Here is a 14,127-nt window from a genome sequence, read left to right on the forward strand (position 1 = left end):
TTTGCCTTGAAAACAAAGAAAAGAGATTTGTTAAACCGATATATCCCCCTGTGGTCTATTGTACCTCTTGTGACCATCATGGCAGTGAATTGTCTGATTTACTGGGGAAGCAGTGCGCTTACAGCTGGCAGGTATCACTTTGATTTTACGATGGCATTTGACAGGGAAGTTCCTTTACTGCCTGTATTTGTGTGGTTTTATATTCTGGCATTTCCATTCTGGGCGGTGGGGTATTTGCTGGCGGCAAGGCGTGGTAAGGATATGTTTTACCGGTTTGTTGCCACAGATCTGACCATACATTTTATTTGCTTTATCTGCTTTATTTTAATACCGACCACCAATATAAGACCGGAGATCCCAGGAAATACCCTTTCGGAAAAGATTCTCGCTCTGGTATATTCCCTGGATGGCGGGAACAGTCCTTCTAATTTGTTTCCCTCTATCCACTGCTATGTGAGCTGGATGTGCTGGAAAGGTGTGGAAGGCTCAGAGAAGGTGCCGAAATGGTATCAGAGATTTTCTCTGGTATTTGCAATTCTGATCATTATCTCTACCCAGGTGCTGAAGCAGCATTACATTGTGGATGCAGCAGCGGCGTTGCTTCTGGTAGAGTTTTTCTGGAGATTTTATCAGAAAGGGCAGCGACATAAGTGGGTTGTGCATGTTTTTGCACATAAAAAGAAGTAACATGGACATAAAAAACCAGTAATTGGTCAGGTGAATTGAAAAATCAGAATAAAGTAACAGATAACAACCGTTTCGAAAGATGTTAAAAAATACCATATTGTGATTATGAAGAAACAGCTTTCAATAAAAAGATTGGAGAAATAGTATGAAGTGGAATCGCTTTACCATCAAAACAAAAACAGAAGCAGAAGACGTTATCATCTCTGCCCTTGCAGACGTTGGAGTTGAGGGCGTAGAGATTCAGGACAAACAGCCCCTTACCGAGACAGATAAAGAGCAGATGTTTGTGGATATTATGCCGGAAGGTCCAGCGGATGATGGAATCGCCTATCTGAATTTTTATCTGGAAGAGGACACAGAAACTGCGCCTGTTCTCGAGAGAGTACGTGCTGTCCTTGAAGAAGTACGCGGATACATGGATATCGGCGAAGGCACCATCACAGAATCCCAGACAGAGGACAAAGACTGGATCAATAACTGGAAGGAATATTTCCATCAGTTCTATGTAGATGACATTCTTATTGTTCCATCCTGGGAAGAAGTGAAGGAAGAAGATAAAGATAAGATGATCCTTCACATTGATCCAGGTACAGCTTTTGGAACTGGTATGCACGAGACAACCCAGCTGGTAATTCGTCAGCTGAAGAAATTTGTGACAAAAGACACCCAGATGCTGGATGTTGGAACCGGAAGCGGTATTCTTGGAATTGTAGCTTTGAAGCTGGGCGCTGCTCATGTTGTGGGAACTGACCTTGATCCCTGTGCAATTCCGGCAGTGGCAGACAATAAAGAGGCTAACGATATTAAGGATGAGACTTTTGACATGCTCATTGGAAACATCATTGATGATAAAGAAGTTCAAGACACGGTTGGATATGAGAAATATGACATTGTAACGGCTAATATCCTGGCAGATGTACTGGTGCCTCTCACACCGGTTATCGTAAATCAGATGAAAAAGGGTGCTTACTATATCACCTCTGGAATCCTGGATGTGAAAGAAGAAGTAGTGGTAAAGGCAGTGAAAGACGCCGGGCTTCAGCTGGTTGAGGTAACCCATCAGGGAGAATGGGTATCTGTCACAGCCAGAAAGGAATAATTATGCAGCGCTTTTTTGTGGAGCCTTATCAGGTCCTTGAGGAAGAACACAGGATTACCCTTACAGGTCCGGATCTGAACCATATGAAAAATGTTCTTCGCATGCGCATTGGTGAGGACGTTTGGATCAGCGATGGCAGTGAGAAGGAATATCACTGTACCATAGAAGAATTTCAGGAGGACAGCGCAGTTCTTCATATCCTTTATGCCCAGGAATCTCAGTATGAGCTCTCAAGCCGGATTTATTTGTTCCAGGGACTTCCTAAAGGGGATAAAATGGAACTGATCATTCAGAAGGCTGTGGAGCTTGGCGCTTACGCTGTTGTTCCAGTTGAAACAAGGAGATGTGTGGTGAAGCTGGACGCAAAGAAAGCGCAGAAGAAGGTTACCAGATGGCAGCAGATTTCCGAGAGCGCAGCTAAGCAGTCTAAGCGTATGCTGATCCCGGAAGTGAAAAATGTAATGAACTGGAAAGAAGCACTTGCCTTTGCAAAAGGACTGGATGTGGTTCTGATTCCTTATGAGCTTGCCCAAGGTATGAAAGAGACCCGGGAAATCCTGGCGGCAATTCAGCCTGGACAATCTGTGGGGATTTTTATTGGCCCGGAAGGCGGTTTTGAGGAGGAAGAAGTGAGAGATGCCATGGAAGCCGGAGGGAAACCGGTGACCCTGGGAAAAAGAATCCTGCGCACAGAGACAGCAGGTATGACCATGCTGTCTATTCTGATGTATACGCTTGAGTCTGTTTAAAAATATTTTAGCAATCTGCAAGACGTGCCAGAGCCTGTTTGAAAAATCATTTCAGCAATCTGCACGCCCCACTTTGCGGTATGCTTCACCTGAATTCGGCTGCCGCAGCTCGCTGCTGCGCCCTTATCCGGGTAAAGGCTTCCGCAAATTGTGATGCACATCTTGCAGAAAGCCTTTTTTTAACATGCTCTGGAAAAAAGAGGAAAAGTAAGAAATGGAAGCATATTTTGATAACTCTGCTACCACAAGATGTTATCCTGAGGTGGCAGAGATTGTAGTAAAAACAATGACAGAGGATTTTGGAAATCCTTCTGCCATGCATTTAAAAGGTGTGGAAGCGGAAAAGTATGTCCGTGAAGCTGCACAGATACTTGCCAAAATTCTCAAGGTAAATGAAAAAGAAATCATTTTCACCTCTGGCGGAACAGAGTCAAATAATCTGGCCTTGTTTGGCGGAGCGGATGCAAATAAAAGAAGCGGAAACCATATTATCACCACTTCAGTGGAGCATGCAGCTGTAGGACAGCCTGCAGAGCGCCTGGAACAGATGGGATATGAGGTGACGATAGTTCCTGTAGATCACAGGGGTGTGGTTCAGCTGGAGGCGTTAGAGAAAGCTTTGCGCCCGGATACGATTCTGGTATCTACTATGTATGTAAACAATGAGGTTGGTGCTGTGATGCCAGTGGAAGAGATTGCAAAACTGGTTCATGAGAAAAGTCCGAAGGCTCTGTATCATGTAGATGCGATCCAGGCATTTGGAAAATACCGTATTTATCCCAAAAAGGCAGGAATTGATATGCTCTCTGTGAGCAGCCATAAGATTCACGGGCCTAAAGGTGTAGGATTTTTATATATCAATGAGAAAGCCAGGATTCAGCCTCAGATCTTAGGCGGCGGCCAGCAGGCCGGTATGCGGTCCGGTACAGATAATGTACCTGGAATTGCAGGACTGGGTGTTGCTGCAAAGATGGTCTACACGGATTTTGATAAGAAAATTGAGCATATGTATCAGCTGAAGGAACGCCTTGCAGAAGGTTTTCTGAAACTTCCTGATGTTCGTCTCAACGGAATGGAGATAAGAGAAGGTGCACCTCAGATCTTAAGCGCCAGCTTTCTGGGCGTGAGAAGCGAAGTGCTGCTTCATACTCTGGAAGAAAAAGGCATTTATGTTTCAGCCGGAAGCGCCTGCTCCAGCCACAAAAGAAAAGCTGCCGGAACCTTAAGTGCAATGGGAATGGAAGCAGCCCAAAGAGAAAGTACGCTGAGATTCAGTTTTTCAGAGGAAAATACATTTGAAGAAGTGGATTATGCATTGGAAGTGATCGGGCAGGTACTGCCTATGCTTCGGAGATATTCCAGACACTGATGCAGTGAGGAAAAGAAGAATGAAATGCAGCGCCGGGGAAAGTCCGGCAGCCGCATAAAATAAAGAAACAGGAGGAAATCAAATGATATTTCACGCATTTTTAATAAAATACGCAGAAATAGCTATCAAGGGTAAAAATCGATATCTGTTTGAAGATGCCCTTGTGAAGCAGATGAATATTGCTCTTTCTAAGATAGAGGGCGATTACCGCGTTGTGAAGGAGCAGGGCCGTGTTTATGTATTCTGTCCGGAGGAATACGATTTTGAGGAGGCTGTAGCTGCATTAAAAACAGTATTCGGTATTGTTTATATCTGTCCGGTAGTGATCTACGAGGACAAAGGATTTGAGCAGATGCGCTCTGACGTTGTGGAGTACATGAAGAATGTACATCCGGATTATCACGGCACCTTCAAGGTATATACAAGACGTGCAAAGAAGTCCTATCCGGTAAATTCCATGGAAGTAAGTGCAAGAATCGGTGAAAGCATTCTGGATGCTTTTCCGGAGGCAAAGGTGGATGTACATCAGCCTGAACTTACCGTTTCTGTTGAGATCCGTGAGAAAATTTATGTATATTCCAAGAGCATCAAGGGACCTGGCGGAATGCCGGTTGGAACCAATGGAAAGGCAATGCTGCTTCTTTCCGGCGGAATTGACAGCCCAGTGGCCGGATATATGATCGCAAAGCGAGGCGTTAAGATTGAAGCCGTTTATTTCCATGCTCCGCCGTATACCAGCGAGCGTGCGAAACAGAAGGTTGTGGACCTGGCGAAGCTGGTGGCAAAATACAGTGGACCGATCAGGCTTCATGTAGTAAATTTCACAGACATTCAGCTGTACATTTACGATCAGTGTCCACATGATGAGCTTACTATCATTATGCGTCGTTATATGATGAGAATTGCAGAGCATTTTGCAAAGAAGGATAACTGTCTTGGACTTATTACCGGTGAAAGCATTGGACAGGTTGCAAGCCAGACCCTGCAGAGTCTTGCAGCAACGAATGAAGTGTGTACATTACCGGTATATCGTCCGGTGATTGGGTTTGATAAACAGGAAATTGTAGAGCGTTCCTGGGAGATTGGAACTTATGACACTTCTGTTCTTCCATATGAAGATTGCTGTACTATTTTTGTCGCAAAGCATCCGGTTACAAAGCCGAATCTGAATGTGATCCGCAAGTCAGAGGAGAAACTGGCTGAGAAAATTGATGAACTGATGGAAGCGGCACTTAGCACTGCAGAAGTGATTGAAATCCAGTAAAAAAGTGGAAAAGTACTCAGAGACTGCATGAAGTCATCGAAAAAACAAAAAGAGGAACTGTGAACAGTTCCTCTGACAATCGAATATTTAATTATTCAACTGTATATTTGTCGATGATTTCCATAACGCTGTCAAGAGCAGCTCCGTCAGCATGGATATTGAGGTCGATCGGTTTGGATAAATCCAGGCTGAAGATACCCATGATAGATTTAGCGTCAATCACATATCTTCCGGATACCAGGTCGAAGTCGCAGTCAAATTTGCTGATCTCGTTTACAAATGCTTTCACTTTATCAATAGAGTTAAGTGAGATTTTTGCTGTTTTCATTGTGATATAACCTCCCTTGGATTGTTAGTAGTTTGCTTTACAGTACTCATATTACCTGTAGGCAGGATAAAAGTCAAGGTGAAAAAAGAGAAAAAATGGCAGCAGAATTAGTGAAAATGTATAAAAAATTTACAACATTACTGTGTACTGGTAATATTCCGCGGGATGCTTTTCGTGAATGAAATTTACAGAAGATCCGGGAAGTGCGGCACGAAATCACGTATTTGCATGAATTCTGTGCACCGCGGAGAAATTATCCTGCATGGTGTGGACAGTACTAGTTTTGGAGGAAAAAATGAAAAAAAAGGTTGCATTACACAATCTTGGATGTAAAGTAAACTCTTATGAGCTGGAAGCTATGCAGCAGCTTCTGGAACAGGCAGGGTATGAAATCGTACCTTTTGAACCAGGTGCTGATGTTTATGTAATAAATACCTGTACGGTAACAAATATTGCAGACCGTAAATCTCGTCAGATGCTTCACAAGGCGAAAAAGATGAACCCAGATGCGGTGGTAGTAGCAACAGGATGTTATGTACAGACTGACGAGGGAAAACTGGAAAAGGACGAAGCAGTGGATCTGGTACTTGGAAATAACCAGAAGAAAAATATTGTGGAAGTTCTGGCTGATTTTGAAAGGGAACACCAGCGTCAGGCTCATATTATTAAGATTAATCAGACAAAGGAATATGAAGAACTGGAAATCAGCCACACAGCTGAGCATGTACGTGCTTATATTAAGGTGCAGGATGGCTGCAACCAGTTTTGCACCTATTGTATCATTCCCTACGCAAGAGGCCGCGTGCGAAGCAGGGAAAAAGAGAATATTTTAAACGAAGTGCACAAGCTGGCCAAAGCTGGCTACAAAGAAGTGGTGCTTACAGGAATTCATCTCAGTTCCTATGGAGTGGATTTTCCTGAGGACAAAAAAGAAACTTTGCTTTCTCTTATTCAGGCAGTAAATGAAGTGGAAGGAATTCAGAGAATCCGCCTTGGCTCCCTGGAACCGGGAATCGTCACAGAAGAATTTGCAAAAGAACTGTCTTCTATGTCAAAAGTCTGCCCTCATTTTCATCTTTCCCTGCAGAGCGGATGCGATACGACTTTGGAGAGAATGAACAGACGATACAGAAGCGCGGAGTATAAAGCAAGATGTGAACTTCTTCGCAATTATTTCGGAAATCCGGCGCTGACAACAGATGTGATTGTAGGCTTTCCAATGGAAACAGAAGAGGATTTCCAGGCCTCTTATGATTTTGTGAAAGATATTCATTTTTATGAAACCCACATTTTTAAATATTCCCGTCGCCATGGAACTAAGGCTGCGGCTATGTCCGGTCAGCTGACAGAGGCAGAAAAAGCTGTGAGAAGTGACAAAATGCTGGAGCTGCACCAGAAGCGTGCTGCAGAATATGAGATTTCTCTTCTGGGAAAGACTCTGGAGGTACTTCTGGAGGAGGAAGTGGAAATTGATGGAAAAGCATATTATCTGGGACATTCCAGAGAATATGTGAAAGTGGCGGTGCCGAAAACGGAGAAATACGGTGTAAATGATATTCTGGCGGTGAAAGTGGAAAAAACTTTGCAGCCACATATTCTGCAGGGAGAAGAAATACAGGTTCTGTAGGGCGTGACCAGTAACATAATTATTACTGTTCACTGGTAACGTTCCGCGAGGTGTTTTTTGTGAACAAAGTTCACAGAAAACCCGAGAATCTCAGCGCGAAATCATGCGAATGCATGATTTCTGTGCATCGCGAAGCGGGTTACTGGGCAGGTCGTGACCAGTAACCACACAATTGCGGAAATGACAGGCAATGCAAAATTAGGATTGTAATTTACACGTAATTATATTAAAATAAAAAAGAAATAATCGTAAGGACGTGAGAAAAATGGCGGAAAATAATCTGGGAAGTACACAATATTTCAGAACAAAACCAGATCAGGAGCTTGAAGTAAAAGAAATCCTGGACCTGGTTTACAACGCAATGGAAGAAAAAGGCTATAATCCTGTGAATCAGATCGTAGGTTATATTATGTCCGGTGATCCGACTTATATCACCAGCCATAAGGGTGCCAGAAGCATGATCATGAAGGTTGAGCGTGACGAACTTGTTGAGGAATTGCTGACCGAGTATATTAAGAACAGATCCTGGGAATACTGATTATGAGATTAATGGGATTAGACTACGGTTCCAAGACGGTGGGCGTTGCCGTCAGTGATCCACTGGGACTTACCGCACAAGGTGTGGAGACTGTCTGGCGCAAGCAGGAGAATAAGCTTCGCCAGACGATGGCACGGATTGAAGAACTGATTTCGGAGTATCAGGTAGAGCGTATTGTACTTGGATATCCGAAGAACATGAATAATACTGTAGGCGAGCGGGCGGTGAAATCTCTTGAGTTTAAAGAAAAGCTGGAGAAGAGGACTGGCCTGCCTATTGTGATGTGGGATGAACGACTGACTACGGCAGAAGCGGAGCGTACTTTGATGGAGACCGGTGTCAGACGTGAGAACAGGAAGCAGTTTCTCGATCAGATGGCTGCGGTTTTGATCTTACAGGGATACTTAGACCGAATGAATATGAATAAGGACGAAAATAATGGAGAAAATTAAATTTCAATCTGAGGATGGGATTATAGAATTTTTTGTGGAAGAACAGACTACAGTTGCAGGAATCACTTATCTTCTGGTTTCCGATTCACAGGACGATGAGGCAAATGCCTATATTATGAAAGATATTTCAGAAGAGGGAAGCGAAGAAGCCAGCTATGAGATGGTAGAAGATGATGAAGAACTGGTGGCAATTTCCAAAGTATTTGAACAGATGTTGGACGACGTAGATCTTGAAATGTAATAATTTGCTGGGCAGATCGTGAACAGTGATGCGAAATCATGCTTTGCATGTTATTTTGTGCATCGTGAAGCGTGTAACTGTGAAGTTACTGAACAGTTACCAGCCGAAACAAAATAAAGTCGCTTTATCCTGGTAGCGTGAGTTTGGAGGATAAAGTGCGCAAAATGGAGGATAGATTGATTGAAGACGGAAAATGAAATGAACAACAACGGGCAAAGGACTCCGGCAGCCGGAAACGGAACAAGAAAACCAAATTTCAGACATAAAAATTACAGATATAAGGCACAGCCGAAAAAGGAAGGAAAAGATGGTCAGAAACAAGGACAGGATAAGCAGACTAAGGGGAATTATAAACCTCAGTTCCGCGGTCAGGGCAAGCCTGCCTTAAAGAGACCACGTAAAACTAACAATGGCTCCAAGCTGAAGATCATTCCACTTGGTGGTCTGGAGCAGATTGGAATGAATATTACAGCTTTTGAGTATGAAGACAGTATAGTGGTAGTAGACTGCGGACTTGCTTTTCCAGAAGATGATATGCCGGGAATCGATCTTGTAATTCCGGATATTACCTACCTGAAAGAGAATATTTCCAAGGTGAAAGGATTTGTGATCACCCATGGTCATGAGGATCATATTGGTGCGCTTCCATATGTACTGAAGGAAGTAAATGCACCGATCTACTCCACCAAACTGACTCTTGCGCTGATCAGCAACAAGCTGAAAGAGCATAATCTGACTAAGACTACCAAGTTAAAAGAAGTAAAACACGGTCAGGTGATCAATCTTGGTGATTTTGCTATTGAATTTATTAAGACGAACCATAGTATCCAGGATGCATCTGCACTGGCTATTTATTCTCCTGTGGGAATCGTGGTACACACAGGTGACTTCAAGGTGGACTATACCCCTGTATTTGGAGATGCCATTGATCTGCAGAGATTTGCGGAAATCGGACGAAAAGGCGTTCTTGCCCTTATGTGTGATTCTACAAATGCGGAACGTCCGGGCTTTACCATGTCTGAGCGCACAGTTGGTCATGTTTTTGACAATCTTTTTAATGAATATAAGACTGCAAGAATCATTATCGCAACGTTTGCTTCCAATGTAGACCGTGTACAGCAAATCATCAATACCGCATACCGCTTTGGACGTAAAGTGGCAGTAGAAGGCCGCAGTATGGTAAATGTTATTACCACTGCCGCAGAACTTGGCTATCTGCGTGTTCCTGACCAGACTCTGATCGAGATCGACCAGGTAAAGAACTATCCGGATGAGCAGCTTGTTCTGATCACTACAGGAAGTCAGGGCGAGTCCATGGCTGCTCTTTCTCGTATGGCTGCTAATATCCACAAGAAGATTACCATTAAACCTAATGATGCAATTATTTTCAGCTCTCATCCGATTCCAGGTAATGAGAAGGCTGTATCCAAGGTTATCAACGAGCTTTCCATGAAAGGTGCAAAGGTTATTTTCCAGGATGCACATGTATCCGGACATGCCTGCCAGGAGGAGATTAAGCTGATCTACTCCCTTGTGAAGCCGAAATATGCAATTCCGGTACATGGTGAATATCGTCATCTGACTGCCCAGAAGCTTGTTGCAGAGGAACTTGGATATTCCAAGGACAATATTTTTATTCTGAAATCCGGAAATGTTCTGGAGATTGATGAGAATAGTGCGGCTGTTACTGGTTCCGTACACACAGGTGCAATTCTTGTAGACGGTCTTGGAGTCGGAGATGTTGGTAATATTGTACTTCGCGACAGACAGCATCTTTCCGAAGATGGTATTATGATTGTTGTCATGACATTAGAGAGACACAGCAATGTGGTACTGGCAGGACCGGATATTGTTTCCAGAGGTTTTGTGTATGTAAGAGAGTCAGAAGACCTTATGGATCATGCAAGAGAAGTGGTGGAGCTGGCTCTTGACGGATGTCTGGATAAAGGTATCACAGACTGGAGTAAGATTAAGGCAGCAGTGAAGGATGCACTCAGCGACTACGTATGGAAACGTACCAAGAGAAGTCCGATGATCCTTCCAATCATTATGGAGGCATAAGCAGAGGCGCGATGAACGAGATAAAAGACTGTATAGATGCACTTCTTGCAGCTGTACAGAACAGTGAAGAATATCAGAAATTTGAGAAATACAGAGATCTTCTGAAGGAGAACCCGGAGCTTATGGACCGTGTGAATGCATTCAGAGGAAACAATTTCAGACTACAGAATGAAGCAAACAGAGATGAGCTGTTCCGGGGAACGGAGCAGCTCAACAGAGAATCCAGGGAGCTGCGCAGAGATCCCCTTGTAAACGCATTTCTTGATGCGGAGCTTGCTCTTTGTAAACTTATGCAGAAGATATGCAGGACACTTACAGAGGGAATCGATCTGGACATTCCTGAGTTATAAGGAGGAAACATGGGTAATACAAGAGATCAGGTGGGAAAAGCAGGGCTTTTTGTAGCTGGTGGAATTTTTCGTACTGCTTTTTACGTCTGTGTTGCAGTGCTGATTTTCTGGATTGGCAAGTCGGCCTATCAGTTTGGCTACAATGTTTTTAACCAGCAGGCAGTCAGCCCGGGAGCAGGTCAGGAAGTGACAGTTGTGATTCCGGAAGGCTCATCCACGTATGATGTAGCCAAGATCCTGAAAAGCAAGGGACTGATCGACGACAGTCTGGTGTTCTTTGCACAGGAGAAACTTTCTACATATAAGGGACAGATGCAGGCTGGAACTTATCTGTTAAGTACAGCTTACACTCCTACACGTATTATGGGTATTCTTGCTGGTGATGAGGAGCAGACTGGTGTTACGCAGGATAGTGCCACAGCAGCTGATACAGCGGCCCAGACAGATACTCAGACTACAGATGCAGGAACTGATACAGCTGATACCCAGAGTGCAGATGGTACAGCAGATACTCAGGCAGCTGATGGAACTGCAGGGGAAGGAGAGTCCGGACAGTGATCGTAGAGGAGAGAATGCGCACTTACATCAATTCTCTTGATATGGGGAATACTCCTTTTCTGGAAGAACTGGAAAAAGAAGCACTTGCAGGAAGGGTTCCCATTATCCGCAAGGAAATGCAGAGCTTTCTGAAAATGTTTCTTGCAGCAACCCGGCCGATGAAAATACTGGAGGTCGGAACGGCAGTAGGTTTTTCCACTCTGCTGATGTGCGAATATGGACCTGAGAATCTGAAAATAACAACAATTGAGAATTATGAAAAAAGGATCCCTATTGCCAGAGAGAATTTCAGGAAGGCAGGACGGGAATCCCAGATAGAGTTCCTTACCGGGGATGCAGGAGAGATCCTGAAAGAACTTACTGGAACTTATGATCTTATTTTTATGGATGCTGCCAAGGGGCAGTATATGAACTGGCTGCCGGATGTGCTTCGATTAATGCATAAGGGCAGCGTTCTTGTTTCTGATAATGTTCTTCAAGAAGGGGACATTATCGAATCCCATTATCTTGTAGAGAGACGCAATCGTACCATTTATAAGCGTATGCGTCAGTATCTCTATGAACTGAAGCACAATCCGCTGCTGGAGACCTCCATCCTTCCGTTAGGAGACGGAGCCTCCATCAGTGTAAAGAAAGAGGAGTCATATGCGTAAACCAGAATTATTAGTTCCGGCAAGCAGTCTTGAGGTTCTGAAGATTGCCACGGTTTTCGGAGCAGACGCTGTTTATATCGGAGGAGAGGCTTTTGGGCTTCGTGCCAAGGCCCGCAATTTTTCAAAAGAAGAGATGGCGCAGGGAATTGCATTTGCCCATGAGCATGGTGTAAAAGTCTATGTGACAGTGAATATTCTTGCGCATAACTATGATCTGGCTGGTGTAAGAGAGTACTTGAAAGAGCTTAAGGAATTAAAACCGGACGCCTTGATCATCGCTGATCCTGGTATTTTTACCTATGCCAAGGAAATCTGTCCGGAGATTGAGCGTCATATCAGTACCCAGGCAAATAACACTAATTACGAAACCTATCGCTTCTGGTACAAGCTTGGAGCGAAGCGTGTGGTAACTGCCCGTGAGCTTTCTTTAGAAGAGATTCGCCAGATCCGTGCCAATATTCCAGATGATATGGAGATTGAGACTTTCATTCACGGAGCGATGTGTATTTCCTATTCCGGACGCTGTCTTCTCAGCAATTTCCTGGTAGGAAGAGATGCCAATCAGGGATCCTGCACACATCCGTGCCGTTGGAAATATTCCATTGTGGAAGAGTCGAGACCTGGGGAGTATATGCCGGTTTATGAGAATGAGCGTGGTACTTACATTTTCAATTCCAAGGATCTTTGCATGATCGAGCACATGGATGACATTCTCACAAGCGGAATCGACAGTTTGAAGATCGAGGGTCGTATGAAGACAGCTCTTTATGTAGCAACTGTCGCACGTACTTACCGCAAGGCTATTGATGATTATCTGGAAGATCCGGCCAAATATCAGGCAAACATGTCCTGGTATCAGGAGCAGATCGCAGGCTGCACTTACCGTAAATTTACAACTGGCTTCTTTTATGGCAAACCAAGCGAGGAAGCACAGATCTATGACAATAATACCTATGAGAAGGGGTATACGTATCTGGGATTTGCAGAAGCTGTAGATGAGAGAGGCTATGTGCAGATTACACAGAGAAACAAGTTTACAGTAGGAGAGATGATCGAGATCATGAAACCGGATGGAACCAATCTTCTGGTTCCTGTAAAAGCTATCTATGATGAGGAGGGCAATTCCGTAGAAAGCGCTCCCCATCCGCAGCAGAAGCTGTTTGTAGATCTTGGCGGTGAGGCAGAGGTTTATGATATCCTCCGCCGTAGTGAAGCATAAGTCTGAGAGTAATTCAGAAAAATAATCGTTACTGGTCACGGAATGAACAGTAACAAATAATCATAGAGGTAAAACTCGCAGAGCGTGTTTTACCCGTTTTCAGGAAAAAGCGTCCGCAATTTTTGCAGGGCGTTTTTTTCAATTCTGGATACATAGGAGCGGCTGATGTGAAGGTGCCTGGCGATTTCCCGCTGCGTCTGTTCCTTTTGCCCAAAGAGACCGAAACGGCAGCAGATCACCTCATATTCTTTGGAAGACAGTACAGACTTCATGGAATCCAGTACATGACGGATATCTTCTCTGGTGGAATACTCTTCCACAACGTCCACTGCCGGTCCTTCCATTACATCCAGAAGACTGATCTCATTGCCTTCTTTGTCTGTACCAATGGGTTCATACAGCGAGATTTCCCGGGAATGCTTCTTGCGGGAGCGGAATAACATAAGCAGTTCATTGTTGATACACTTTCCAGCATATGTGGACAGCCGGGCTGCTTTTGTGGAATCAAATGTGGAGATGGCTTTCATTAATCCAATGGTGCCAATGGAAATCAGATCGTCCAGTTCTACATCTGTTCCCTGATATTTTTTTACTACATGGGCAACAAGCCGCAGGTTACGTTCTATGAGAATATTTTTTGCTTCCATATCGCCCCTTTGGTACTGCTGAAGATAATACTGCTCCTCGGCCATTGTCAAAGGTTTCAAAAATGTCTTCAAATCGCTACCTCAAAGGGGATTTCTATATAGTCTATGAAAAATACAGGCTTTAAGTGCCTGGCTGCCTTTTTTTTACTGCGAAAAAATCGTGGCAGGATTCTTTTTATATTTTACATTGAAATAAAGGGTGAAAATCATTATAATAATGTCAGAGTAACTGCCTGGAGCGTGTTTGAAAAAGGCTCTGGTTCGAAAGAGGCAGTGACAGCGAGT

At 44.0% G+C, this 14,127-nt stretch carries 18 protein-coding genes; 15 read left to right on the forward strand and 3 right to left on the reverse strand.

Annotation, left to right across the window (positions count from 1 at the left end):
* Positions 1-6 precede the first annotated feature (6 nt).
* The 3 genes from PGQ38_RS07140 (at position 7) to PGQ38_RS07150 (ending at position 2,535) form a co-directional block, all read left to right on the forward strand.
* The gene (locus tag PGQ38_RS07140; protein ID WP_226815525.1) at positions 7-687 is read left to right on the forward strand and encodes a phosphatase PAP2 family protein; all 681 of its coding nucleotides are present in this window, start codon (positions 7-9) and stop codon (positions 685-687) included.
* A 145-nt stretch (positions 688-832) separates the two neighbouring features.
* Positions 833-1,786, forward strand: coding sequence for a 50S ribosomal protein L11 methyltransferase (prmA, locus tag PGQ38_RS07145; protein WP_173716406.1), 954 nt, complete (start codon positions 833-835; stop codon positions 1,784-1,786).
* Positions 1,787-1,788: 2 nt separating this feature from the next.
* Positions 1,789-2,535: a 16S rRNA (uracil(1498)-N(3))-methyltransferase gene (locus PGQ38_RS07150; RefSeq protein ID WP_204453778.1), complete on the forward strand. Its 747-nt coding sequence runs from the start codon at positions 1,789-1,791 to the stop codon at positions 2,533-2,535.
* Here the strand turns inward: PGQ38_RS07150 and PGQ38_RS19805 are convergent.
* Positions 2,532-2,696 (reverse strand): DUF6783 domain-containing protein, encoded by a 165-nt coding sequence (locus tag PGQ38_RS19805; RefSeq protein WP_306467802.1) that lies wholly within the window; start codon positions 2,694-2,696, stop codon positions 2,532-2,534. The two genes, PGQ38_RS07150 and PGQ38_RS19805, sit on opposite strands and share 4 nt — an antisense overlap.
* Between PGQ38_RS19805 and PGQ38_RS19810 the strand changes: the two genes are divergently transcribed.
* The 3 genes from PGQ38_RS19810 (at position 2,625) to thiI (ending at position 5,168) form a co-directional block, all read left to right on the forward strand.
* Positions 2,625-2,813: a DUF6783 domain-containing protein gene (locus PGQ38_RS19810; protein ID WP_306467803.1), complete on the forward strand. Its 189-nt coding sequence runs from the start codon at positions 2,625-2,627 to the stop codon at positions 2,811-2,813. The two genes, PGQ38_RS19805 and PGQ38_RS19810, sit on opposite strands and share 72 nt — an antisense overlap.
* Complete coding sequence (locus tag PGQ38_RS07155; protein WP_118578554.1) at positions 2,750-3,904, forward strand: cysteine desulfurase family protein; 1,155 nt, start codon at positions 2,750-2,752, stop codon at positions 3,902-3,904. The genes PGQ38_RS19810 and PGQ38_RS07155 overlap by 64 nt, the downstream gene beginning before the upstream one ends.
* An 82-nt stretch (positions 3,905-3,986) precedes the next feature.
* A complete protein-coding gene (gene thiI / locus PGQ38_RS07160) occupies positions 3,987-5,168 on the forward strand; it encodes a tRNA uracil 4-sulfurtransferase ThiI (protein ID WP_118578552.1) in 1,182 nt (393 codons plus the stop codon).
* Between the two features lie 91 nt (positions 5,169-5,259).
* On the opposite strand, the gene PGQ38_RS07165 is transcribed toward thiI, so the two are convergent.
* A complete protein-coding gene (locus PGQ38_RS07165) occupies positions 5,260-5,496 on the reverse strand; it encodes an HPr family phosphocarrier protein (protein WP_021925019.1) in 237 nt (78 codons plus the stop codon).
* Between the two features lie 295 nt (positions 5,497-5,791).
* Here PGQ38_RS07165 and mtaB point away from each other — a divergent pair, with 295 nt between their 5' ends.
* The 9 genes from mtaB to PGQ38_RS07210 all read left to right on the forward strand — a co-directional run bounded on the left by mtaB (position 5,792) and on the right by PGQ38_RS07210 (position 13,195).
* Positions 5,792-7,123, forward strand: a complete 1,332-nt coding sequence (mtaB, locus tag PGQ38_RS07170) for a tRNA (N(6)-L-threonylcarbamoyladenosine(37)-C(2))-methylthiotransferase MtaB (protein WP_204453782.1) — start codon at positions 5,792-5,794, stop codon at positions 7,121-7,123.
* A 265-nt stretch (positions 7,124-7,388) separates the two neighbouring features.
* Positions 7,389-7,661 carry an IreB family regulatory phosphoprotein gene (locus PGQ38_RS07175; protein ID WP_021925017.1) on the forward strand — a complete coding sequence of 91 codons (273 nt, stop codon included), beginning with the start codon at positions 7,389-7,391 and terminating at the stop codon, positions 7,659-7,661.
* Between the two features lie 2 nt (positions 7,662-7,663).
* Positions 7,664-8,113 (forward strand): Holliday junction resolvase RuvX, encoded by a 450-nt coding sequence (gene ruvX, locus PGQ38_RS07180; RefSeq protein ID WP_204453784.1) that lies wholly within the window; start codon positions 7,664-7,666, stop codon positions 8,111-8,113.
* Positions 8,100-8,354, forward strand: coding sequence for a DUF1292 domain-containing protein (locus PGQ38_RS07185; protein ID WP_195409400.1), 255 nt, complete (start codon positions 8,100-8,102; stop codon positions 8,352-8,354). The genes ruvX and PGQ38_RS07185 overlap by 14 nt, the downstream gene beginning before the upstream one ends.
* A gap of 198 nt (positions 8,355-8,552) precedes the next feature.
* Positions 8,553-10,415, forward strand: a complete 1,863-nt coding sequence (locus PGQ38_RS07190; RefSeq protein WP_226815527.1) for a ribonuclease J — start codon at positions 8,553-8,555, stop codon at positions 10,413-10,415.
* 11 nt (positions 10,416-10,426) lie between these two features.
* Complete coding sequence (locus tag PGQ38_RS07195) at positions 10,427-10,765, forward strand: YlbF/YmcA family competence regulator (RefSeq protein WP_195700282.1); 339 nt, start codon at positions 10,427-10,429, stop codon at positions 10,763-10,765.
* A 9-nt stretch (positions 10,766-10,774) separates the two neighbouring features.
* Positions 10,775-11,323 (forward strand): endolytic transglycosylase MltG, encoded by a 549-nt coding sequence (locus PGQ38_RS07200; protein ID WP_118578542.1) that lies wholly within the window; start codon positions 10,775-10,777, stop codon positions 11,321-11,323.
* Positions 11,320-11,976 (forward strand): O-methyltransferase, encoded by a 657-nt coding sequence (locus PGQ38_RS07205; protein ID WP_118578540.1) that lies wholly within the window; start codon positions 11,320-11,322, stop codon positions 11,974-11,976. The genes PGQ38_RS07200 and PGQ38_RS07205 overlap by 4 nt, the downstream gene beginning before the upstream one ends.
* Positions 11,969-13,195 (forward strand): peptidase U32 family protein, encoded by a 1,227-nt coding sequence (locus tag PGQ38_RS07210; protein ID WP_118578538.1) that lies wholly within the window; start codon positions 11,969-11,971, stop codon positions 13,193-13,195. Before PGQ38_RS07205 ends, PGQ38_RS07210 begins: the two co-directional genes overlap by 8 nt.
* A gap of 89 nt (positions 13,196-13,284) precedes the next feature.
* Here the strand turns inward: PGQ38_RS07210 and sigK are convergent, their stop codons facing one another.
* Positions 13,285-13,914: an RNA polymerase sporulation sigma factor SigK gene (sigK, locus tag PGQ38_RS07215; RefSeq protein WP_118578536.1), complete on the reverse strand. Its 630-nt coding sequence runs from the start codon at positions 13,912-13,914 to the stop codon at positions 13,285-13,287.
* Positions 13,915-14,127: the final 213 nt, after the last annotated feature.

Origin of the sequence: Blautia faecis (assembly GCF_027662325.1) — a bacterium.
In the GTDB taxonomy this organism is placed as follows: domain Bacteria; phylum Bacillota; class Clostridia; order Lachnospirales; family Lachnospiraceae; genus Blautia_A; species Blautia_A faecis.